At 73.3% G+C, this 21408-nt stretch carries 16 protein-coding genes; 9 read left to right on the top strand and 7 right to left on the bottom strand.

The window, feature by feature from the left end:
- Nucleotides 1-140 precede the first annotated feature (140 nt).
- On the top strand, nt 141-1577 hold the full coding sequence (gene ahcY, locus FRADC12_RS13065) for an adenosylhomocysteinase (protein WP_045876854.1): 1437 nt from the start codon (nt 141-143) through the stop codon (nt 1575-1577).
- Between the two features lie 212 nt (nt 1578-1789).
- On the opposite strand, the gene FRADC12_RS13060 is transcribed toward ahcY, so the two are convergent.
- Entirely contained in the window at nt 1790-1987 is a 198-nt protein-coding gene (locus FRADC12_RS13060) for a DUF1918 domain-containing protein (protein WP_045876853.1), read from the bottom strand.
- A 91-nt stretch (nt 1988-2078) separates the two neighbouring features.
- On the bottom strand, nt 2079-3299 hold the full coding sequence (locus tag FRADC12_RS13055) for an acetyl-CoA C-acetyltransferase (RefSeq protein ID WP_045876852.1): 1221 nt from the start codon (nt 3297-3299) through the stop codon (nt 2079-2081).
- A 281-nt stretch (nt 3300-3580) separates the two neighbouring features.
- Between FRADC12_RS13055 and FRADC12_RS13050 the strand changes: the two genes are divergently transcribed.
- Nucleotides 3581-5605 carry a C2 family cysteine protease gene (locus FRADC12_RS13050; RefSeq protein WP_045876851.1) on the top strand — a complete coding sequence of 675 codons (2025 nt, stop codon included), beginning with the start codon at nt 3581-3583 and terminating at the stop codon, nt 5603-5605.
- Between the two features lie 229 nt (nt 5606-5834).
- On the opposite strand, the gene FRADC12_RS13045 is transcribed toward FRADC12_RS13050, so the two are convergent.
- Nucleotides 5835-6635, bottom strand: a complete 801-nt coding sequence (locus FRADC12_RS13045; RefSeq protein WP_052710885.1) for an alpha-ketoglutarate-dependent dioxygenase AlkB — start codon at nt 6633-6635, stop codon at nt 5835-5837.
- A gap of 598 nt (nt 6636-7233) precedes the next feature.
- Between FRADC12_RS13045 and FRADC12_RS13040 the strand changes: the two genes are divergently transcribed.
- On the top strand, nt 7234-9015 hold the full coding sequence (locus FRADC12_RS13040; RefSeq protein WP_045876850.1) for a hypothetical protein: 1782 nt from the start codon (nt 7234-7236) through the stop codon (nt 9013-9015).
- A gap of 85 nt (nt 9016-9100) precedes the next feature.
- Nucleotides 9101-11020: an FAD-dependent oxidoreductase gene (locus FRADC12_RS13035; RefSeq protein ID WP_045876849.1), complete on the top strand. Its 1920-nt coding sequence runs from the start codon at nt 9101-9103 to the stop codon at nt 11018-11020.
- 105 nt (nt 11021-11125) lie between these two features.
- Here the strand turns inward: FRADC12_RS13035 and FRADC12_RS13030 are convergent, their stop codons facing one another.
- Nucleotides 11126-12484, bottom strand: a complete 1359-nt coding sequence (locus tag FRADC12_RS13030; protein WP_045876848.1) for a hypothetical protein — start codon at nt 12482-12484, stop codon at nt 11126-11128.
- A gap of 524 nt (nt 12485-13008) precedes the next feature.
- On the opposite strand from FRADC12_RS13030, the gene FRADC12_RS13025 reads away from it, so the two are divergent.
- Together FRADC12_RS13025 and FRADC12_RS29725 are read left to right on the top strand one after the other, a co-directional pair.
- Entirely contained in the window at nt 13009-13551 is a 543-nt protein-coding gene (locus tag FRADC12_RS13025) for a peptidylprolyl isomerase (RefSeq protein ID WP_045876847.1), read from the top strand.
- 330 nt (nt 13552-13881) lie between these two features.
- Nucleotides 13882-15057, top strand: a complete 1176-nt coding sequence (locus FRADC12_RS29725) for a rhomboid family intramembrane serine protease (RefSeq protein WP_084010675.1) — start codon at nt 13882-13884, stop codon at nt 15055-15057.
- 114 nt (nt 15058-15171) lie between these two features.
- Here FRADC12_RS29725 and FRADC12_RS13015 read toward each other — a convergent pair whose 3' ends face one another.
- The gene (locus FRADC12_RS13015; RefSeq protein ID WP_052710884.1) at nt 15172-16308 is read right to left on the bottom strand and encodes an SAM-dependent methyltransferase; all 1137 of its coding nucleotides are present in this window, start codon (nt 16306-16308) and stop codon (nt 15172-15174) included.
- Nucleotides 16309-16985: 677 nt separating this feature from the next.
- Between FRADC12_RS13015 and FRADC12_RS13010 the strand changes: the two genes are divergently transcribed.
- Both FRADC12_RS13010 and FRADC12_RS13005 read left to right on the top strand, forming a co-directional pair.
- Nucleotides 16986-18890 (top strand): glycoside hydrolase family 15 protein, encoded by a 1905-nt coding sequence (locus FRADC12_RS13010; protein WP_045876845.1) that lies wholly within the window; start codon nt 16986-16988, stop codon nt 18888-18890.
- 41 nt (nt 18891-18931) lie between these two features.
- Nucleotides 18932-19303 carry a hypothetical protein gene (locus FRADC12_RS13005; RefSeq protein ID WP_045876844.1) on the top strand — a complete coding sequence of 124 codons (372 nt, stop codon included), beginning with the start codon at nt 18932-18934 and terminating at the stop codon, nt 19301-19303.
- A gap of 133 nt (nt 19304-19436) precedes the next feature.
- Here the strand turns inward: FRADC12_RS13005 and FRADC12_RS13000 are convergent, their stop codons facing one another.
- Nucleotides 19437-19700 carry a cell division protein CrgA gene (locus FRADC12_RS13000; protein ID WP_045876843.1) on the bottom strand — a complete coding sequence of 88 codons (264 nt, stop codon included), beginning with the start codon at nt 19698-19700 and terminating at the stop codon, nt 19437-19439.
- A gap of 168 nt (nt 19701-19868) precedes the next feature.
- Between FRADC12_RS13000 and FRADC12_RS12995 the strand changes: the two genes are divergently transcribed.
- Nucleotides 19869-20702: a DUF881 domain-containing protein gene (locus FRADC12_RS12995; RefSeq protein WP_045876842.1), complete on the top strand. Its 834-nt coding sequence runs from the start codon at nt 19869-19871 to the stop codon at nt 20700-20702.
- A gap of 41 nt (nt 20703-20743) precedes the next feature.
- On the opposite strand, the gene FRADC12_RS12990 is transcribed toward FRADC12_RS12995, so the two are convergent.
- Nucleotides 20744-21394, bottom strand: coding sequence for an aminodeoxychorismate/anthranilate synthase component II (locus FRADC12_RS12990; protein WP_045876841.1), 651 nt, complete (start codon nt 21392-21394; stop codon nt 20744-20746).
- Between the last annotated feature and the right edge of the window lie 14 nt (nt 21395-21408).

Raw genomic sequence — 21408 nt, 5'->3', positions numbered from 1 at the left:
CGGCACGGGCTATGAATCCCTCGCTCGGGCGTCGGCTGTGGTCACCAAGGTCTTAGATCGGACCATGTGGTCACAAGGTCTTAGATCGGACCATGGTCACAAAGGTCTCAGGAGCGCGCGCGGAGCGCCGAAGGAGAGAGATGAGCTTCGACTTCAAGGTTGCTGACCTTGCGCTGGCCGAATTCGGTCGCAAGGAGATCCGGCTGGCCGAGCACGAGATGCCAGGCCTGATGGCGACCCGTGCCGAGTATGCCGCGAGCCAGCCGCTGAAGGGCGCGCGGATCATGGGCTCGCTGCACATGACCATCCAGACCGCCGTGCTCATCGAGACCCTTGTCGCGCTCGGCGCCGACGTCCGCTGGGTCTCGTGCAACATCTTCTCGACGCAGGACCACGCGGCCGCCGCGGTCGTCGTCGGCTTGAACGGCACCAAGGACGACCCGCAGGGCGTCCCGGTCTTCGCCTGGAAGGGCGAGACGCTTGAGGAGTACTGGTGGTGCACCGACCAGGCGCTGGCCTGGCCGGACGGAGGCGCCCCGAACATGATCCTCGACGACGGCGGCGACGCGACTCTGCTCGTCCACAAGGGTGCGGAGTTCGAGAAGGCCGGGGCCGTCCCGGCGACCGACGCGTCGGACTCCGAGGAGTACTCGATCGTCCTGGAGACGCTGCGCACCACGATCGCGGCGAAGCCGGGCCGGTGGACCGCGGCGGCCGAGTCGATCAAGGGTGTCACCGAGGAGACGACCACCGGTGTGCACCGGCTCTACGAGATGCACAAGGGCGGCGACCTGCTCTTCCCGGCGATCAACGTCAACGACTCGGTCACCAAGAGCAAGTTCGACAACAAGTACGGCTGCCGCCACTCGGTGATCGACGGTCTCAACCGGGCCACCGACGTGCTCATCGGCGGCAAGGTCGCCGTGGTCTGCGGCTACGGCGACGTCGGCAAGGGCTGTGCCGACGCGCTGCGCGGGCAGGGCGCCCGGGTCATTGTCACCGAGATCGACCCGATCTGCGCCCTGCAGGCGGCGATGGACGGCTTCCAGGTCACCACGCTGGAGGACGTCGTCGGGATCGCCGACATCTTCGTCACGACCACCGGCAACTTCAACATCATCACCGCCGGCCACATGGGCGCGATGAAGCACCAGGCGATCGTCTCGAACATCGGCCACTTCGACAACGAGATCGACATGGCCGGCCTCGCCCGCATCTCCGGTATCGAGAAGGTCAACATCAAGCCGCAGGTCGACGAGTGGGTCTTCCCGGACGGCCACTCGATCCTGGTGCTGGCCGAGGGGCGGCTGATGAACCTCGGCTGCGCCACCGGCCACCCGAGCTTCGTCATGTCGAACAGCTTCACCAACCAGGTGATCGCCCAGATCGAGCTGTTCACCAAGACCGACGAGTACCCGACCGGTGTCTACACGCTGCCGAAGCACCTCGACGAGAAGGTCGCCCGGCTGCACCTGGACGCCCTCGGGGTGAAGCTCACCAAGCTCAGCAAGGCCCAGGCGGAGTACATCGGCGTCGACGTCGACGGGCCCTACAAGTCCGACCACTACCGCTACTGAGCCGGCTGGCTGACTGCCCGACGGGCAGTCAGCGGATCGCCGCTCATCCGTAACACCCGCGCACGTGACGAGGGCCGCTCCCGCCGGAGCGGCCCTCGCCGTCTTCGGGCCGGCTCGGGTGGTCGGCGCACGTGACCTCCGGTTCCGCGGAACGCGGGCCGGAGCGACGAGGCCGCTCCCACGCGTGGGAGCGGCCTCGCGGCGTCTTGCGGTCAGGCGTGTTGCTTGGTGAAGATCTCCAGGACGGAGTCGGCGCTGGGGAAGCAAAGGCCCTCGTGGCCGTCGTCCCAGCGGATCAGGTAGGGCGGGCCGTCCGGGATGCCGCGTGCCTCCATCACGACGCCGTGCCGTTCGGCCTGGCCGACCGTCCGGCTGCGGACGCAGACTCGGTCTCCTGCGGTCGCATGCATCGTTGCCTCCTTGCGTGGTCACCCGTCGTCGATAGCTGGTCGCCTCCAGGTAACTCCCCAGCCTCCGCCCGCTAACGCCAGCGGGCGGCGCCTAGCTGAGCCGCTCGATGAGCATCGCCATGCCCTGGCCGCCGCCGACGCACATGGTCTCCAGGCCGATGGTCTTGTCCCGGGTGCGCAGGCCGTTGATCAGCGTGGTCAGGATGCGGGCGCCGGTCATGCCGAACGGGTGGCCGAGCGCGATCGCGCCGCCGTGCACGTTGAGCTTGTCGAAGTCGATGCCCAGCTCGCGGGCCGACGGGACCACCTGGGCGGCGAACGCCTCGTTGATCTCGACCAGGTCGACGTCGTCGATCGTCATCCCGGCCCGGTCGAGCACCTGGCGGACCGCGCCGACCGGGCCCAGCCCCATGATCTCGGGGGAGAGGCCGGTGACGCCGGTGGCGATGATCCGGGCGAGCGGGGTGAGGCCCAGCTCGCGGGCCCGGGCGTCGCTCATGACCAGGACGGCGGCCGCGCCGTCGTTCAGCGGGCAGGCGTTGCCGGCGGTCACCGAGCCGTCCGGCCGGAAGACCGGCTTGAGGCCGGCCAGCGCCTCCAGGGTGGTGCTCGGACGCGGGCCGTCGTCGGTCGAGACGACCGTGCCGTCCGGCAGGGTGACCGGGGTGATCTCCCGCTCGAAGAAGCCGCCGGCGATCGCCCTGGCGGCGTTCTGCTGCGAGCGCAGCGCGAACTCGTCCTGGTCTGCCCTGGTCAGGCCGGTGTACTGGACGACGTTCTCGGCGGTCTGGCCCATGGCGATGTAGATGTCGGGCAGCAGGCCGGCTTCGTGCGGGTCCGTCCAGACCGGCGCGCCGGCCTCGGCCCGGGCCTTGGTGCGGGCCTCGGCGTCGGCGTAGCGCGGGTTGTGCGTGTCGGGCAGGTTGTCGGCGTTGCCCTTGCCGAACCGGCTGACCATCTCCACGCCGGCGGACAGGAACGTGTCACCCTCGCCGGCCTTGATCGCGTGGAAGGCCATCCGGGTGGTCTGCAGCGACGAGGAGCAGTAGCGGTTCACCGTCGTGCCCGGCAGGAAGTCGAACCCGAGCTGGACGGCGACAGCCCGGGCCATGTTGAAGCCCTGCTCACCGGCCGGCTGGGCGCAGCCGAGCATCAGGTCGCCGATGGTCGTCGGGTCGAGCGCCGGGACCTTGTCGAGGACGGCCCGCACGATGGTGGCCGCGAGGTCGCCGGGGTGCAGGTCCTTCAGGGATCCCTTGAACGCACGGCCGATCGGGGACCGGGCGGTGGCGACGATGACAGCCTCGGGCACGGCTGGCTCCTTCGACGGATGGTACGCGGGCGGTCGTTCCAGCCGCGGTTGTCGGTCAGGTGCAGCTGTCGTGGGGCGCACCTGTGGGGTGCGCCGTCCGCGCGTTGCCCGGGCGCCGGCCTTGACGGTCATGGGCGGGCGACAGCCACCCCGCCCAAGCTAGCGCAACTCGGCCATCCCGGCCTCTGTTGCGGACCGGTCACGATCAAGTGCTCGAGTGACATCCACCGCCGGCCGCCCTACGTTGATCCGCGCGGGAAGACACCGGCGCGGGGGGTCCGATGGCGCGGGACCGGGACTATGCCGACGACCAGGCCGCGCGGCTGCCGGCCGTGGTCGCGGCCGCCGTCGCGCGGCTGCGTGACGCGGCCGAGGAGCTGCGCCGGCTGGCTGTCGCGACCTCCACCCTGCTGGAGCCGGTGTCGGAGCTGAACACCACCGACGCCTGGTCCTCCCCGTGGCAGCGGCGCTCGACGGCCCGGATCGACGCCTGGCAGCAGGCCCTGACGGCCGCCGCCGCGGTGATGGCGCTGCGGTCCGGCTGGTACATCCGGGTCGCGGGCGTCCTCGACGCCGCTGCCAGGACCGCCGTGCCAGGCCTCGCCGGTGGTTCGGCCGGCGGTCCCGGCCTCGCCGGGGGTGGCGGTGCGGTTGAGAGGTCCGGCGGCCCGGCCCTCGCTGTGGCGGACCCGGCGCCCGCCGCGGTCGTGCCGGCGATGCCGCGCGGATGGGACACGCCCGAACCGGCGCTGGTCCGGGCCCTCGCCGCCGGGCTGCTGGACCGCGTCGACCCGGCCGACCCGCCCGGCGGGGACGTCGGCGGGGACCGTCCGGTCTCGTTCGACGCGGGACGGCTGGGCGCTCTCGCCGGCCTGCTGCGCGCGGCCGGCACCAGCGCCGCGCGGCTCGCGACTGCCGTCGACAGGACCGAGGACCAGGCGCTGCACGCCACCGTCGCCGCACTGACCGGGCTGGTCACCGCGGCTGGCGCCGGCCTCGGCGCCGCCGCCGGGGCTGTCGTCACGGTCCGGCCGGCGGCGACGTTCCGGGTCGGCGGGCTGGCGGTGGCCACCGACGTTCTCAGGCTCGGCGCGCACGTCGTCGCGACCGATGGCCCACGGCTGGCGGCGTCGCTCGATCGGCGGATGGCGCACTTCGCGGCGGCCGAGGACGCCGTGCGTGCCGGTGGGGTCCTGATCGACCAGCGGGCCTGGTTCGACGACGCGCCGCCACCGAGCCTCGGCGAGATCAGGTCCGTGGCCGCCGGTCTGCTAGCCCTGATCGGGACGCGACCGAGGTCGTTGTCGGCCGGCGACCTGCTGGAGGTGGGCCGGCGGCTGGCCGTGCTGCCGCCGGCGACCCGGGAGGCGGTGATCAGCCGGCTGCGTGGCGCACCGCTGGCCGTGCTCGCCGCCGCGGTGCCGCGGCTGATGACGCGGCTGGCGGCGCGGACCTGGGCCGAGCTCGCCGCGTTGACGGCCGTTCCGGACCTGCTGCTGGCAAGCGCGCCGGCGGCGATGCTCGACGAGCTGGTCCGGCTGTTGCCGAGCCTTGAGCCCGCCGCGCCGGGCGCCAGCGGCCAACGCGGTGGCGCACCCGGCGCGGACGGGCCTGCGGCCGACCGGACCGACGCGGTGATCCGCGACGGCATCTCCTCCTCCGACGTCGGCCAGGGCGGTGTGGACGACTGCTACCTCGCCGCCGCGCTGGTGGCACTGGCCCGCCAACGTCCGGCCCTGCTGGCCGACGGCATCCGGGAGAACGCCAACGGCACGCTCACCGTCACGCTGTACCGCGACGGCCGGCCCTTCCCCGTCACCGTCACTCGCGACCTGCCCGGCCTGGCCGCCGGTGCTGGCGTGGGAAGCCGGCCGGCGCGGACCGGGATGGCCGGTTATGACGCCACCGGCCGGCCCGAGCTGTGGGCGGCGGTCTACGAGAAGGCCTACGCCCGCGCGCACGGTGGCTACGACGCGATCAACGGCGGCGACCCGGGGGTGGCGACCAGCGACCTGACCGGCCTGCCGCACCGGACGCTCCGGCCCGCCGACGTGTCCGCCCGTGAGCTGGCGGCCCGCCTGGCCGCCGGGGACGTCGTGATCGTCTCGACCGGCGATGACGCGCCACACGCGGACACGGGCCTGGTCCGCCGGCACGCGTACACGGTGCTGGCCGTCGACGTGGCCGGCGGGCGGGTGCTGCTGCGCAACCCCTGGGAGCACCCGGGGCGAGAGCTGACCGCCTGGTATCGCTGGGATGACCTGCGTCCCGGCCTGCTCGCCGTCTCCCTGACGGCGCTGCCGTGACCAGCCGCCGAGCGTCCGTTGTGTTGTGATGTCCGTCACATTGATCGAGTTGTTCAAGGTCGCGGGCACGGCCAGACGCGTCGAGTGGGCGAACGAGCGTTCGACGAGTGTTCGAGGCGGCCCGGTGCACCAGGTCCGCGCGCGGTCCCTGGCCGGGGTACCGACGCCCGCGAGGCGAGCGCGGGGCCCACCCGGTGGACCGGCGTCGTCGGCCGGCTGTTGGGCTCGGCTAGCGGCCGAAGTGGCGGGACGCCATGTAGCCGGGGCCCTGCTCCGGCTGCCCGGTGCGGCTCGTCCAGCGCCACTGGACCGAGATGCGGCCGCCGACGTGCCCGCCCACCTTCGGTACTCCGTGTAACCAGTCGCGCTGTGCCCGGCCGCCGAGGACGAGCAGGTCACCGGGGCCGGGTGCCAGATCGAGCAGGCCGGCTGTGTCGGTGGCGTCGTTCAGGATGCGGCGGCCGGCGGGTAGTCGGGCCGGCTTGACGGTCCACGGCCGGCGGGCGCCGAGCGTCAGGATCGCGATCACCGTGTCGTCCAGCCAGCGCAGCTCCTTGTCCCGGTGCATCGCGACCGAGTCGGCGCCGTCGCGGTAGTAGGACAGGCCATAGCCGTCGAAGGAGACGCCGTAGCGGCGGCGCAGCGCGAGGTGGGCCGCGGCCAGCTCTGGGTACGGCGGCGGCTGGCCTGGTGCGTACCAGGCGGAAAGCCGCGGCGGCACGACGTACTTCTCGTAGCGCCACATCGCGCCCTCGCGCCAGCGGGCGGTGTCGCGGACGCGCTGGTAGAGCTCCTCGGTGCCCGGCAGCCAGCCGCGGCCGACGTCGACCCAGGACCCCTGGTCGAGCCGGTGCCGCTGGACCGGCGCCGCCGCGAGCGCGCTGACGAGCCGGCGCACGGTCGCCTCGGAGTCCGCTTCGGCACCGGCCACGGCCGCTGGGTCCGTGGGCGCGGCGACGGCCGGAAGCGGCTCGGCCCGGGGCGGCTCGGCCCGGGGCGGATCGGCTGGTTGCGCCTCGTCGGCGGGCATGACCCAACGTTACCGCCGGGCTCCGTCACCTCCGGGTTAGGCGCCGTTGTCGATCATTGCTGGTGGTGGTCCGGGCACCTGTCTGGAGGGTTCACGGGGGTGCTGGCGCGGCCTGACGTAGGTGTCAGATTGCGGCTGGGTGGGCTGTGGGAGGGTCGGCGTTTCGCGGCGTCGATGCGCGTCGTTGAGGCACCGGCCCCGGACGGCTGCTGGGTCTCGTGTCACTCGGTCGAAGCGAGGCATAAGTGCTGGTAAGGCGTTCGTTGTGTGCTGACGCAGGCATGTTGCCGTGGTGTGTGCCCCTTGGCCGCGAGCCCCTTACCCCTTCGCCGGCAGGGGGTAACGTGCCTGAACCGGCACAGCGCAAGCCGGCCTCGGCATACCCGGCGACGGCCGGGCGCAGACTCATCCGCGACGAGCGCACCACCACTTCACCGGCTGAAGGCCCGAGCACGAACGGCCCGAGGCGGGGCCGCACCAGACCGCTGACAGAGACCGTCGGCCCGCTCCGTGAACCGCGCCGGGCCAGGCCGCTGGCGGCCGACGGCGACGGACCGTGCGGCGCACGAGCAGACACGCAGGAAGGAGGCGACGCACCGTGCAGACCGGCCAGACCGCAAGGACCGACGAGATGATGCGCCAGCTGTCCCTTCCCGGCGTCCTCGTCCTGGTCTCCACGCCCTCCGCCGACCACCTCGTCGCCGACAACGTGGGCTGGCACCGCACCGTGGCCCAGGCAGGGCTGCCTCGCGCGACCAAGCTGGTGGCCCTCGTCCTGTCCAGCCACGTGCAGCCGGCGGGCGTCGCCGACCTGGACCTGCCGGCCGGCGCCGCGTTCTGCGCGCCCGGCCTGCCCGTCCTCGTGGAGCAGACGGGGTACAGCCGCACGCACGTCCAGCGCCAGCTCGCCAAGCTGCGCGAGCTCGGGTGGCTGAGCACGGTCGGCCGGCCCGCCGCCGGCCGGCCGGCCCGCTTCGTGCTGACTCTTCCCGCGGACGTCGCCCGCTCGGCGGGAGTCGGGGTGGCCCGGCCCAGCGAGGCGCCCACCGCCAGCCAGACATCGGCTGCGAGCCAGGCGGCCGCGGCTGGACCGGTCCCCGGGCCTGGCCCGCTGGCCGCGAGCGCAGGGTCGCCCGTGTCCAGCCAGGTCGCCGCGACGGCCCGGCCCGCGGCTCCGGTCTGGCGGCCGCTGCAGGACGGCCCGGTGCGCACCGGGCTGCTCGACCGTGGCCGGGTACCGGGGCGGGTACCGGACGAGGTCGTGGCCGCCGCGGCGGCGGGCTGGCCGAGACCCCGGCGAGCGGCCAGGGCCGACGGCGCCGTCGAGACGGCCGTCGTCGAGTGGGAAGAGGACGAGGAACAGGTCACCGAGGAGGACGGCCCGCTGACGGCCACCGGGGAACGGCCTCGGGTGATCGTCGGAAGGCACGTCTTCCGGCGTCGCGGCGGGCGGCCGCTGGACAACTCGAAGGCGGCCGTGCGACGGCGGGCCCAGGTCGTCGGCGCCTTCCTGGGCAGCGGGCCGGCCACGGACCAGCGCGAGGACACCCCGCTCGGCCGGCTGGCCGACGAGTTGTTGCCACCGACCCGGATCATCACCGACGAGTCGTCGACGCCGACCCGGATCATCATTGAGGACCGGAGCTTCGCGCCCGGGACGGAGCCCTTCGAGCCGGCGACGCCGAACCCGGCAGGGTCCCCGCAGCAGGCCACCGGCGAACGGCTCACCGGCACGGGCCTCGCCGGCGGCCCGCCCCCGGCAGTGCGACGCACCGAGTCCACCGAGTCCACCGCGCGACGCACCGAGCCGGGCGGGAACGGACCGGGCTCGGCTGGCGCGGCCGGCCGCGACCAGGGCCCGACGCCGGCCCTCGACGAGCCAGCCCCCCTCGACGGGCCGACGGCCCTCGACGAGGTGCCTGAACCCGCTGTGGCACCGCCGCCCCAGGTGGCGCCCGACCCGGTGGTCGTCGCGGCCCGGCAGGTGGTCACGACGCTGGCGCAGGCGATGCGCTGCGAGCCGGAGATGTTCGCCGACTCGGTCGACGGGCTGACCGACATCCTGCGCGAGGGCGGCTGGACCGCGCCGACGCTCGCGACCCACCTGGTCCACCTGGTCGTCGGCGGGGTGAAGGTCGGGTCCGACAGCCCGGGTGACAACCTGGCCTGGCGGCTCAAGCACCTGCCGCGGGCCAGTGACCAGTGTCCCTGCGCGGCCTGCCGGGGCTGGCGCAACGCCCAGGCGCAGGCGCCGGCCCAGGCCAGGCCGGCCCGGGAGGGTGAGGACGGCCCCGCGCTGCCGGATGTGGCCGAGATCGAACGCGCCGCCGCCCTCGGCGCGGAGCAGGCCGCTCTGCTGGCCCGCGCCCGCGCCTCCTGACCTTCGCCCGACGACGCCCCACCCGCTGGCCCCAAGCTGATGCCAGTTCCGATGGCCCGGGCGGCGGCAGGGGAATGATGGGGTCATGGAAACCGGGGGATCGGGACCGGCCCGGGACGAAGACGGCACGTTCGACGTCGACGTTCTGGTGGTGGGCAGCGGGTTCGGCGGGAGCGTGACGGCGCTGCGCCTCGCCGAGAAGGGCTACCGGGTGACGGTGGTCGAGGCCGGCCGCCGGTTCGGCCCGCCACCCGCCGTCGCCGGCGGAACCGCCTCCGACGGCGCGGCCGACGCCGGCCCGGACAAGCGAGACGCGGGCGCGGTGGCGTCGCCGTTGCCGCGCAACAGCCTGGACCTGCGGCGCTACCTGTGGCTGCCGTGGCTGGGCTGCCACGGAATTCAGAAGATCACGCTGCTCGGCCGGGTACTGGTGCTCTCCGGCGCGGGCGTCGGCGGTGGCTCGATGGTCTACGCCAACACGCTCTACCGCCCGCTGGAGCCCTTCTACGCCGACCCGCAGTGGGCGGCCCTCACCGACTGGCGGGCCGAGCTCGCCCCCTACTACGACCAGGCCGAGCGGATGCTCGGTGTGGTCACGAACCCGACGACGACCTACGCGGACGAGGTGTTCCGCGCCGTCGCCGAGGACATGGGCGTCGGCGACACGTTCCGGCTGGCCGACGTCGGTGTCTACTTCGGGCCGCCCGGCCGGCCGGCCCCGGGGGAGACGGCCGACGACCCGTTCTTCGGCGGCGCCGGGCCGCGGCGCACCGGCTGCCTGCAGTGTGGCGAGTGCATGAGCGGCTGCCGGCACGACGCCAAGAACACCCTCGACCGCAACTACCTCTACCTCGCGGAACGACTCGGTGCGACCGTCGTGCCCGACACGACGATCCGGTCGGTCACCCCGCTGCCCGGTGGCGGCTACGAGGTCCTCGGCGAGCCGGCCGGCGCCTGGCCGGCGGTCACCCCGTGGGGCCGCGCACGGGCGCGGCGGCGCCGGCGCGGCTGGCGGGCCGAGCAGGTCGTGTTCGCCGCCGGCGCGCTGGGCACCCAGCGGTTGCTGCTGGCGATGCGTGACGCCGGCCGGCTGCCCGGCCTCTCGCCCCGGCTCGGCCACCTGACCAGGACGAACTCGGAGGCCATCCTCGGGGCGACGACGGCGCGCCCGGACCGGCGGATCACCCACGGGGTGGCGATCACGTCCAGCTTCTACCCGGACGAGCACACGCACGTCGAGCCGGTTCGTTACGGCGTGGGGAGCAACGCGTTGGCACCGCTGGCGTCGGTGATGACGGACGGCGGCGGTCGGGTGCCCCGCTGGCTGAAGTTCGTCGGCGCCTGCCTGCGCCGGCCGCACCTGGCGCTGCTCGCCGGGCTGCCGTGGCGGTGGTCCGAGCGGACGATGATCTCCCTGGTGATGCAGTCCCACGACAACTCGCTGGTCGTGCGCCGCCGGCGCGGGCCGTGGGGGCTGTCCTGGCTCACCAGCAGCCAGGGCCACGGCGGCCCGAACCCGGCCTGGATTCCCGAGGGCAACGACGCGACCCGCCGGGTTGCCGCCCGGCTCGGCGGCTTTCCCGCCGGATCGATCACCGAGCTCGCGAACATCCCGGTCACGGCCCACATCCTGGGCGGCACCCCGATCGGGGCGTCCCCCGAGCGGGGTGTGGTCGACGCCTATCAACGCGTCTTCGGGCACCCGGGTCTGCACGTCGCCGACGGGGCCGCCGTCACCGCGAACCTCGGTGTCAACCCGTCGCTCACGATCACGGCGCAGGCGGAGCGGGCGATGTCGTTCTGGCCGAACCGGGGCGAGCCCGACCCGCGCCCCGTGCTCGGCGCGCCCTACCGCCGGATCGAGCCGGTGCCCCCGCGCAGCCCCGCCGTCGCGGCCACCGCCCCGGCGGCCTATCGGCTCCCCGGCCTCCCGGTCGTGCCCGTCGGCGACCTGCTCAGGACGGCCCGGACGCCCGGGGCAGGCGAAGGACCCGCACAGGCCTAGGCCCGTGCGGGTCCTCGCTCGTCCTCGTCCGGCTGGTGTTCGTCCGGCTGGTGTTGGTGTTCGTCCGGCCGGCGCGGGCCGCCTGGGTGGCGGCCCGCGCCGACGTCAGAAGCGACGCGAGGTCGAGTCGCTCATCGTGTCGGTGTCGGTTCCGGCGCGGTGGCCAGCGGTGACGTCGTCCCGCAGGCTGTCGGGCATCCGGTCGTCGGCCGGGTACCGGGTGGTGGTGGTCGCCCGGGTCGTCGACGCACCGGTCTGGTCGAGGCTGCCGGGAGCCTGCTGACCGCCACCGGGCTGGCTGAGCATCCGGCGCGCGGCGATGGTGATCCCGGCGCCGGCACCGGCCAGCATCACCAGGCCGAGGCCGCGACGGCGGCGCCGCTGTGTCGACGCCATCCGGCGCTCGGCCCGGGCGACGTGCTGCTCGAGCATCCGCTGGGCGCGGTCGGCCTGCGCCACGGCCTTGCGCTCGTCCTTCAGCGCCCGGCGGGAGTGGCTGTGGCGCATGGCACGCTCGCTCGCCTCGAAGGCGCGGCGGGCCGACTCGTCGGCGGAGTCGTGGGCTCGCTCGATCCGCTTGCTGTGCCGCCTGGGCAGGCTGTGCCCGCCGATGAGCTCCTCCCGCGACATCAGGTCAGGGCGTTCCCACCGCTGCCCCGGCCGGCGGCCGGCCTGGTCGTCCCAGCCGCCCAGCTGGTCGGTGCCGCGCTGGCCACGCCGACGGCCTCGGCCACGCTGCTCGCGAGCCTGGAGACCCAGCTGCCCGCCGGGCTGCTCCCAGCCGCGGCCGGGCCGGTCATCACCCATCCGGAGCTCGCCGCGGGCCGGTCCGCGCAGACCCAGCGCGGCTCCAATGCCCTGCTCACCCTCGTCGGCGCGGCCCATCCGGGCGGTCATGCCGTTGCCGTTGCGGCGCGCGTCGTCCCAGCCGTGGCCGGAGTCGTCGCGCTGGCTCCACCGCTGCTGGCGGGCCGGCTCGTCCCAGGCGCCCCGGCCCCTGGGCCGCTCCCACGACCGCCCGGCGCGCTGCTCGCGCGAGAACTGACCCGCGTCGTCCCACTGCCGGCCCAGTCCGCGGCCACCCATCCGGGCACCCTGGCGGCCCGGCCAGCTCGCGTCGTCGGGGTGCTCGGTCAGCCGGCCGGAGACGTCCGACACCCGCCCGGCCAGCGCGCTGCCGGCCGACTGGCCCGCGCGGGCCGCCAGGCCGGCGGCGCCGGCCATCGCCGTGCCGGCCCGGCCGGCCGCGCCCCAGGCGGCCTGCTGAAGGCCGGGGCCGTCCTGGTGCCGGCTCTGCTGGCCGATCTGGCCACGCAGGCCGGACATCGGCCCGCCGTCCCGGTCGTGCCCGCGCTGGTCGGCCGCGCCGCCGCGCAGCAGGCCAGCGAGGCCGCCGCGCCGAGCGCTCTGAACCGGCGCGTCGGTGACGCGCGAGAGCCGGTCCCGCATCTTGCTGGTACCCATCGGTCTCCCTCTTCTGCTGCCGCGTTTCCCACCGGCGGCGGAGGCTCGGGACGTCTCGCTCGGTGTGCGCCGGGACCTGCTGGCCCGGCGCCGGTCGCCATCGGTTCTCCCCCGACGTCGGATGTTCGGAGGCCCCGCGCTCGCCCGGAACCCGCCGCCGCCGGACAGTGAAAATCACTCTGCGTAGTGCTGACAGCACTCTCCCGCCTCGGGCCGCTCCTGTCGCGCGCACGGGGCGGAATGCCTCGTCCGCCCCTCCGCGTCCTGCCCTGCGGGCTTGACGCGGGCCTCGCGCTGGTCCGGCCGGCGTGGTCCAGGGACGGTCGGGCGCTGCTCCGTGTTCGGCTGGCGCGTCGGCGTGACCGGCCGGCACATACGATCGTCGACAGGTCGGCCCCGCGGAACGGGCGGACGCGATCGCCGGCGGTACGCCGCGCGGGCGCGCTCCCGATGGGGGCCGGTAGGCCGGTGACGCGAATCCGGCGCCGGCCAGGTGGCCCGCGACACGAAGAGAAGAGAGGCACATGGCCGAGGAGCTGTACGCGACGCTGCGGACGACTCAGGGCGACATCGAGGTCCGGCTGTTCCCGGACCATGCCCCCAAGACGGTCCGCAACTTCGTCGGTCTCGCGACTGGCGACCAGGAGTGGACCGACCCGAGCACCGGTGCCAAGAAGACCGGCACCCCGCTTTACAGCGGCACGGTCTTCCACCGGGTCATCCCGGGCTTCATGATCCAGGGTGGCGACCCGCTGGGGAGCGGGCGCGGCGGCCCGGGCTACAAGTTCGCCGACGAGTTCCACCCGGACCTGACGTTCAGCAAGCCCTACCTGCTGGCCATGGCGAACGCCGGGCCGGGCACGAACGGCTCGCAGTTCTTCATCACGGTCGGGCCGACCGACTGGCTCAACCGCAAGCACACGATCTTCGGCGAGGTCACCCGCGGTACCGAGGTCGTCGACGCGATCGCCAAGGCCCCGACCGGCGCCCAGGACCGCCCGCGGACCGACGTGGTCATCCAGGAGATCGCCATCGAGACCCGGCGGTCGGCTGGAACCGGGCGCTGAGCGCCCTTCAGCCGCTCCGCCTGTCGGGCGCTGAGCGCCCTCCCAACGCTTGACGGGGTTGGTGGGGAGATCCGAGGCTGGCGTCGTACGGGGTTGGGATCTTGGCTGAGTTTCGGTCCGAGTCTCGATATAGGGCTGGGATCCGGAGTTCGGTGGGTTTCCTTTCGCTGCGTTCCGGGGTCCCGGGGGCTTGCTGGGAGCGGGAGCTTGGCTGGGTTCGTTCGGAAGGTGAGTGGCCCGCGGTCACGGGCCGTGTGTAGGGCGGCGGCGGATGGCGGATCATGAGAGACGAAGGCGCAGGGGCCTGATGGCCCGCGGGGGGTGGCGGCAATGAGCGTCGAGGAGCCGGGTGGACCGGTGCCCGGTTCGCGCGAGGCCGAGCAGGCACCCACCGCCGCGCCTTCGCCCTGGGAACGCCCGGCGGACGCGAGCACGCCCCCCAGCATGCCGAAGCAGACCGGTCCAGGGCCGGACGACGGCGCGCCAGGACTGAGCCACCAGCAGGTCTGGGGAGCCGCCCGGTCGGGAGGCTCCTCAGGCCAGTGGTCCCGCGACGCGTCCGGGATGCCAGTCTGGGAGGGTCCCCGGGCGGATGAGCCGTCCGGCCGATCGGCGCCTGGCTCCGCGCATCCGGCGCCTGGCGTCCCGGCGGGCGGGCAGCCGGGGCAGTCGAACCGGTGCTACCGGCACCCGGGCCGGGACGCCTTTGTCTCCTGCCAGCGCTGTGGCCGGCCGATCTGCCCGGATTGCATGCGCCCGGCCGCGGTCGGCTTCCACTGCCCGGAGGAGACGGGGGCGGCCCGGTCGGCACCGGCGCCGACCCAGTTCGGTGGCCGGGCGGACCAGGCATCCTCGGGCCTGGTCACGAAGATCCTGATCGGGCTCTGTCTGGTCGCCTACGTGCTTGAGGGCGTGCCCGGACTGACGGGCACCTCGCACTACAACCAGTTCACCCTCAACTACTCGCTGATCGGTGGCGACATCGCCGAGCACCACGAGTACTGGCGGCTGGTCACGGCGGCTTTCCTGCACGGCAGCGTGCTGCACATCCTGTTCAACATGTACGCGCTGTTCCTGCTCGGCACGCAGCTGGAGGCGATCCTCGGCCGAGCGCGCTACCTGGCGCTGTTCTTCGCCTGCGCGATCGGCGGCAACACCCTCAGCTATGTGATCCACGGCGAGAGCGCCTTCTCCTACGGCGCCTCGACCGCGATCTTCGGTTTCTTCGCCGCGTACTACCTGATCGCGCGCCGACTGAGGGTGAACACCAGCCAGATCCTCATCGTCGTCGGGATCAACCTGCTGATCACGTTCAGCATCTCGGGCATCGACAAGTGGGGCCACATCGGCGGGCTGGCCACGGGCGTCGTGATGGGCCTGCTCTACGCCTATGTACCGGCGCGGCGAGTGGCTCTCCAGGCGCTCGGCACCGCGGCCGTCTTCGCGGTGCTGGTCGTCGCGGCAGTCCTGAACTCCCAGAGCCTGACGGCAGTGCACACGTTCTGACGCCCGAACGCCGGCTGGCGCCAGGTACGGCCGCCAGGTACGGCCGCCAGGTACGGCCGCCGGGTGGGGACCCGGGCCTGGCCCCGCAGGGGGACCAGGCCCGGGCCGAGGACGTCAGTGCCAGCCGACGGAGGCGTACACCGGGAGACGGCCGGAGTGCGGGTGCCCGCGCTCGTCCGGCGCGCTCCACTCCTCGGCGGGCACCAGGCCCGGTTCGATCGGCTCCCAGGTGCTGACCAGCTCGACGGTCTGCTCGTGCGGGCGAGGACAGCCCGGCTGGCCGGCCCGCTCGAACAACGCCCGCAGCCCGCGCGCGCTGCCCTCGTCGCACAGCTGGCTGAAGACCAGCAGGCTGCCGCGCGCCGTGGCCTCCCGGTAGCCGCGCAGCACCTCGCGCGGATCCTCATGGTCGGCGATCCCGGGCAGCCCGGGCACCATCACGACGGCGATCGGCTGGGTGACGTCGAGGCGGGCGGCCACGCCCGGGTGCCGCAGCACCTCGGCCGGCCTCGAGACGTCCGCCTGCACCAGTGCGGCCTGGCGCGCCCGGATGTCCGGAAGTGACCGGGCGATCACCAGCGGGTCCGGCTCGACGTACACGGTCTGGCTCTCCGGGGCGACGGCGCACGCGATCTCGTGCACCGGGTCGACGGTTCCCGCCCCGCTGCCCAGCGCGAGGAACTGGTTCACCCCGTTGCGGGCGGCGAACCTGACCGCCCTGACCAGGAAGTCCTTCGTCGCCCGGGCGGCGGTCGGCGCGTCCGGCCAGGTCAGCAGGATGGCGAGCGCGGACCTGCGGTCGACCCGCCGGTGCGCGGTTCCGCCGAGCAGGGCGTCGTACACCCCAGCGGGCGACGGGCGCTCGTTCAGGCCACCCGCGGGCCGGAACCCGCCGGGCGGAATCGGGGCGGCGAGGCTGCCGCCAGGACCGCCCAGGTCGACCGGGTGGACCGGTCCGACCGGGGCGAACGGGCCGTTGGACCCGAACTGGCTGCCGACGGCGGCCAGGTTGGCGATGCTGAACGAGCTGGCGGACCCGCGGGACTCCGCGTGTCTGGCCCCCGCGTGTCTGGCCCCCGCGCCGGGTCTGTGCGGTCCATTCGGCTGGCCGGACCGGGACGACGGGACGCTGGTCGGCGGCCCGTCGCCGCTGGTCCTGGCCCGCCCGGCGGAATGTGGCGGCCCGGGCGCCGCGGGAGCCTGCATGCTGCCGCCGTGCCTTCCGGCGAGCATCGGTCCGGTGGAGGTCATTTCGTTGCCTTTCGGTTCTGCTGGGCGGCGTCGGCTCGCCTGCGCGAGGCTGTGGGCACCGCGGTCGGGTCCGGCCCAGCCGTCGGTACGCGGCGCTCTCGTGCGGCACGGGCCGCGGGCGCGGCGCGAACCTTGCGGTCGCTGGAGCGATGGAGCTGGCGGTATCTGCGCCAGCGGCGTCCGGGGCACAGGACTCCGAACGTCGCCGGAGCAGCTGGTCAGCTGTTGCCCACGGTGGGTGCGGTGGCCGCGCGCGCCTGGGGTGCGCCGGGTGGCGTCGCCGCCTGGCCTCGGCGCGTCAGTGCACCGGGCCGTCGTCCGCGCGCGGGGGCCGACCAGGCCCCGGCCTCGCTCGCACCGACCTCGTCGAGCGGTCTGCACAACCGTTGTTGCCAAGCATGCGGTCCCCCTGCCGTGTGGCGTCGCGAGATCAGATTATCGTGCTTCAGCCCGCCGTATCAGTGCTTGCATTCTTCTGAGGTGAGCCTTTATCCGGTTGCCGCCCGGAATCGCCCGCTCGGCCGGTGCCTCCGACTGCCAGTCAAGATGATTACTATCCATTTCTGCTTCCGATACAATGAGTGTGACGGATGTACGGGCTCCGCTCATCGGTACCGGGGGCAATTCGGGACAACGTCTGTTCAGGTACCCGGCAGCGGGGCGAAACGGGGGCAGCGGTGGCACACTCACCGACACGTCGGCTCGGTGGCAGCCCTTTCCCGCCGATCGCCGAGTACGCGTTCCTCTCGGACTGCGAGACCACCTGCCTGGTCGCGCCGAGCGGGAACGTCGAATGGATGTGCGTACCTCGCCCGGATGCGCCCAGCGTGTTCGGCTCGATCCTAGACCGGTCCGCCGGCGGCTTTCGGTTCGGTCCCGAGCGCATCATGATTCCTGCTGGACGCCGTTACCTGCCAGGAACCAACATCGTGGAGACCACCTGGCAGACGCCGAACGGCTGGCTGATCGTCACCGACTGCCTCGTCGTCGGCCGCTGGCACCGCACCGCTGCCCGGTCCAAGACGCACCGGCGCACGCCGATGGACTGGGACGCCGAGCACGTCCTGCTGCGCACGGCCCGCTGCGAGCACGGCACCGTCGACCTCAGCCTCGTGTGCGAGCCGAACTTCGACTACGGCCGCAAGCCCGAGTCGTGGGAGTACGAGGGCGGCGGCTACTCGTCCGGGATCATCCGGAACGCCGACACCGATGTCACCCTGCGGCTGCGCACCGACCTGCGCCTCGGCTTCGACGGCCGGCGCGCGCTGGTGCGGACCACCCTCAAGGAGGGCGACACCGCGTTCGTCGCCCTTACCTGGCGGGCGCACGAACCAATGCTGCCCACGACGTACGCGCAGGCGATGGCCGCGGTCGACTCGACGACGGAGTTCTGGCGGCAGTGGCTGTCGCGCGGCGTGTTCCCCGACCATCCCTGGCGCCGGCAGCTGCAGCGCAGCGCCCTCGCGCTCAAGGGCCTCACCTACGCTCCCACCGGCGCCCTGCTCGCCGCCGCGACCACCTCACTGCCGGAGACCCCGCAGGGCCAGCGCAACTGGGACTACCGGTTCAGCTGGATCCGGGACTCGACCTTCGCGCTCTGGGGGCTCTACACACTGGGGCTGGACTACGAGGCCAACGACTTCTTCTCGTTTATCGCCGATGTCTGTGAAGAAGCCGAAGACATCCAGGTGATGTACCGGGTCGGTGGCGAGTCGGACCTCCAGGAGCAGGTACTGGGCCATCTGTCCGGCTACGACGGGGCAACCCCGGTACGGATCGGCAACGACGCCTACAAGCAGTGCCAGCACGACATATGGGGCACCGTGCTCGACTCGGTCTACCTGCTCACGAAATCACGCGACTACTTGTCCGAACGGCTGTGGCCGGTGCTGGTCCGGCTCGCCGAGTCGGCCGCGACGCATTGGCGCGACGCCGACCAGGGCATCTGGGAGGTGCGCGGCGAGCCGCGGCATTTCACCACGTCGAAGATGATGTGCTGGGTGGCGCTCGACCGGGGCCGGCGGCTCGCGCAGATGCGCGGCGACCTGAAGACCGCCGCGCGCTGGAAGACGGTCGCGGAGGAGATCCACGCCGACGTCTGCGCCCACGGCGTCGACCAGCGCGGCGTGTTCACCCAGTACTACGGCTCGGCCTCGCTGGACGCGTCGGCGTTGCTGCTTCCGGTGCTCGGGTTCCTGCCCGCGTCGGACGACCGGGTGAAGGCGACCGTGCTGGCGATCGCCGACGAGCTGACCGTCGACGGGCTGGTGCTGCGCTACCGGACCGAGGAGACGGACGACGGTATCGGCGGCGAGGAGGGCGCCTTCCTGATCTGCTCGTTCTGGCTGGTGTCGGCGCTGGTCGAGATCGGGGAGCTGCACCGGGCCCGGCAGCTGTGCGAGCGGCTGCTGTCGATGGCGAGCCCGTTGGACCTGTTCGCCGAGGAGGTCGACCCGCCAACCGGGCGGCACCTGGGCAACTTCCCGCAGGCTTTCACCCACCTGGCGCTGATCACCGCCGTGATGTTCGTGATCCGAGCCGAGGACGCGGCGGCCTACGCCCGCCCCTCGCCCTCCACCTGACCGAACGCGCCCGCGGGATCCTGAGGTCCTAATGTTGGGGTGTGGCGAAGCTGGTGGTCGGGGGCGGACGAGTCGAGGTCGTGCTCAGTCAGGCCGAACGTCTCGCGGCCCTGCGAGGGGACGTGTCGGCCGCGCTGGCCGAGGTGGCCGATGTCCTGGTCTCGCCGCACCCGTTCGGCGAGCTGCGGGGCATCCGCGCGCCCGGAACCGGTGTGCCCGGGGTGATCGCGCTGGGTACCTGGCGCCACCGCGGCGGCAAGGACTTCGTGGCCATCTACCGGCGCCGGCCGGCCGTCGTCGTGCTGCTCACGGCTGGCTGCGAGTTCGAACGCCTCATCGTCGGCGTCGAGGACCCCGACCAGACGGTCGCCGCCATCCGTGCGGCGACCGGCCTGGCCATTGGGGGAGCGTAGAGGACTGGCCGGGGCTGTCCACATATGTGGACAACGGTTGTGGATAAATCTCAGCCGTGCAACTTGCCGCGCCGGGCCGCTGACCTGCCGAACCGGTCGTCCGGCGTTCCGAGTGGTCCCGCGCCGGGGCCCGTCAGTGCCACTGGGTCGCCACGCCCAGGCCAATCACCACAAAACCAAAGCCGATGAGGATGTTCCAGCCGCCGAGCGCCTCCATCCCGAAGACGCCGCCGTTGGAGAAGTAGTACGTCAGCAGGTAGGCGATTCCGATCAGGAAGAACGCCATGATCATCCCGCCGAACCACCGGGGCGACGGTGACCGCCGCTTCGCGGTCACCGTCGAGGCGGGGCGGGCCGCAGTGGCCTTCTTCGGCTTGCGCCGTCGCGATTCGGGCACGGGACGGTCTCCTCGTCGGGGCTAGACAAACATTGCGTGCAGGCTATTACGGGTCCGCGCCGTGGTGGGCGCGCGATCCCCATCGGCGCGGCTGTGAATCGGGCTTCGACAGGACACACCGAAGACCCAGGGTCGACAAGACCGTCCGCCAGCCACCAAGGTTTCCCTGTGCACAGCGGCGGGAAGCGGCGAGCCGGCCAGGCCCGGCGCCTCGCTGTCGCGCTCGTGGCGGCTCTCGCCGGCCTGCTGCTCGTCCTTGCCCGGGGGCCTGCCGGCGGCGCACAGCCGCCGAGTGGGAGCGCCCTGGCCGGCGAGCGGCACGCGCTCGCGGACGTGGTGGCGGCCGACCAGGCCGAGGTGGACAGGTCTCGCGACCGACTCGTTCAGGCGCGGGCCGACCTCGCGGCGCCCGCCCCCCTGGCGGCGCCGGAACCGGCCCTGTCATCGCAGGGGCCGCCGGCTGGCTGTGCCGGCGTGGGCGCCGACGCGGCGGCGGTGCCGCCCGGCTGCGCGGGTGAGACGGCCCTGCTCGCACAGGCGGGCCTCACCCCCGTGCATGGAACCGCGATCATCGTGTCGCTGGACGACACCCCGCGGGACCGGCGCGCAGGCCCGTGGCCGTCCGGGGTCCGCGCTCCCGTCGCCGACGACCTGGTCGTTCACCAGCAGGACGTCCAGGCCGTGGTGAACGCCCTGTGGGCCGGCGGGGCGCGGGCGATGACGTTGATGGGCCGACGGGTGACCGCGCTGACCGCGGTCCGCTGCGTCGGGAACACGCTGCTGCTGGAGGGGAACGTCTACTCCCCGCCGTTCGTCGTCGCGGCCCTCGGCGATCCGGCGCGGCTGACGGCAGCCCTCGACGCCGACCCCGGCGTCGTCCTCTACCGGGAGTACGTCGACGCCTACGACCTCGGCTATCACGTGGAGACGAACGCGAACGTCACCTTCCCGGCCGCGACGGAACCACCGACGGCGGTCTACGCGACGCCGCTGACCGGCTGACGCCCCGGGAGGCCGGCTCACCGGGTGAGCCGGCCGCCGGGTCAGGCGAAGGCCGCCAGACGCAGGGTCTCGACCTCGTCGGACAGGGCTGGCGCCAGGGCACGGCTGACGCCACCGTCGCCGCAGGTCTCCAGCCAGCGGGCGAGCATCAGGTGCCCCCCCTGGGTGAGGACCGACTCAGGATGGAACTGCACCCCTTCGATCGGCAGCGTGCGGTGCCGCATCGCCATCACCACGCCGCTGTCGGTGCGCGCGGTGACCTCGATCTCCGGCGGCAGCGTCGCGGCGTCGACCGCGAGTGAGTGGTACCGCGTCGCGACGAACGGGTTCGGCAGGTCGGCGAGCACGCCCGCGCCGCTGTGCTGCACGACCGACGTCTTGCCGTGCAGCAGCTCGGGGGCCCGGTCGACGGTCGCGCCGAAGGCGACGCCGATCGCCTGGTGGCCGAGGCACACCCCGAAGACGGGCAGCCCGGCGGCCGACGCCGCCGTCACCATCGGGATGGTCACGCCGGCCGCCTCAGGCGTCCCGGGACCGGGGGAGAGCAGGACGCCGTCGACCCCGAGCTCGCCGACCCGGTCGGGGTCGACCTCGTCGTTGCGCCGCACGACGCACTCCGCGTCCAGCTGGCCCAGGTACTGGACCAGGTTGAACACGAACGAGTCGTAGTTGTCGACGACGAGGATGCGCATCCTGCTCCCGCTTG

This window comes from Pseudofrankia sp. DC12 (assembly GCF_000966285.1).
Taxonomy (GTDB): Bacteria; Actinomycetota; Actinomycetes; order Frankiales; family Frankiaceae; genus Pseudofrankia.
This window is presented reverse-complemented; position numbering and strand designations above follow the sequence as displayed.

Coding starts and splice junctions, on each gene's coding strand:
- ahcY (WP_045876854.1), top strand. CDS start 141: ATGAGCTTCGACTTCAAGGTTGCTGACCTTGCGCTGGCCGAATTCGGT.
- FRADC12_RS13060 (WP_045876853.1), bottom strand. CDS start 1,987: ATGCATGCGACCGCAGGAGACCGAGTCTGCGTCCGCAGCCGGACGGTC.
- FRADC12_RS13050 (WP_045876851.1), top strand. CDS start 3,581: ATGGCGCGGGACCGGGACTATGCCGACGACCAGGCCGCGCGGCTGCCG.
- FRADC12_RS13045 (WP_052710885.1), bottom strand. CDS start 6,635: ATGCCCGCCGACGAGGCGCAACCAGCCGATCCGCCCCGGGCCGAGCCG.
- FRADC12_RS13035 (WP_045876849.1), top strand. CDS start 9,101: ATGGAAACCGGGGGATCGGGACCGGCCCGGGACGAAGACGGCACGTTC.
- FRADC12_RS13030 (WP_045876848.1), bottom strand. CDS start 12,484: ATGGGTACCAGCAAGATGCGGGACCGGCTCTCGCGCGTCACCGACGCG.
- FRADC12_RS13025 (WP_045876847.1), top strand. CDS start 13,009: ATGGCCGAGGAGCTGTACGCGACGCTGCGGACGACTCAGGGCGACATC.
- FRADC12_RS29725 (WP_084010675.1), top strand. CDS start 13,882: ATGAGCGTCGAGGAGCCGGGTGGACCGGTGCCCGGTTCGCGCGAGGCC.
- FRADC12_RS13015 (WP_052710884.1), bottom strand. CDS start 16,308: ATGACCTCCACCGGACCGATGCTCGCCGGAAGGCACGGCGGCAGCATG.
- FRADC12_RS12990 (WP_045876841.1), bottom strand. CDS start 21,394: ATGCGCATCCTCGTCGTCGACAACTACGACTCGTTCGTGTTCAACCTG.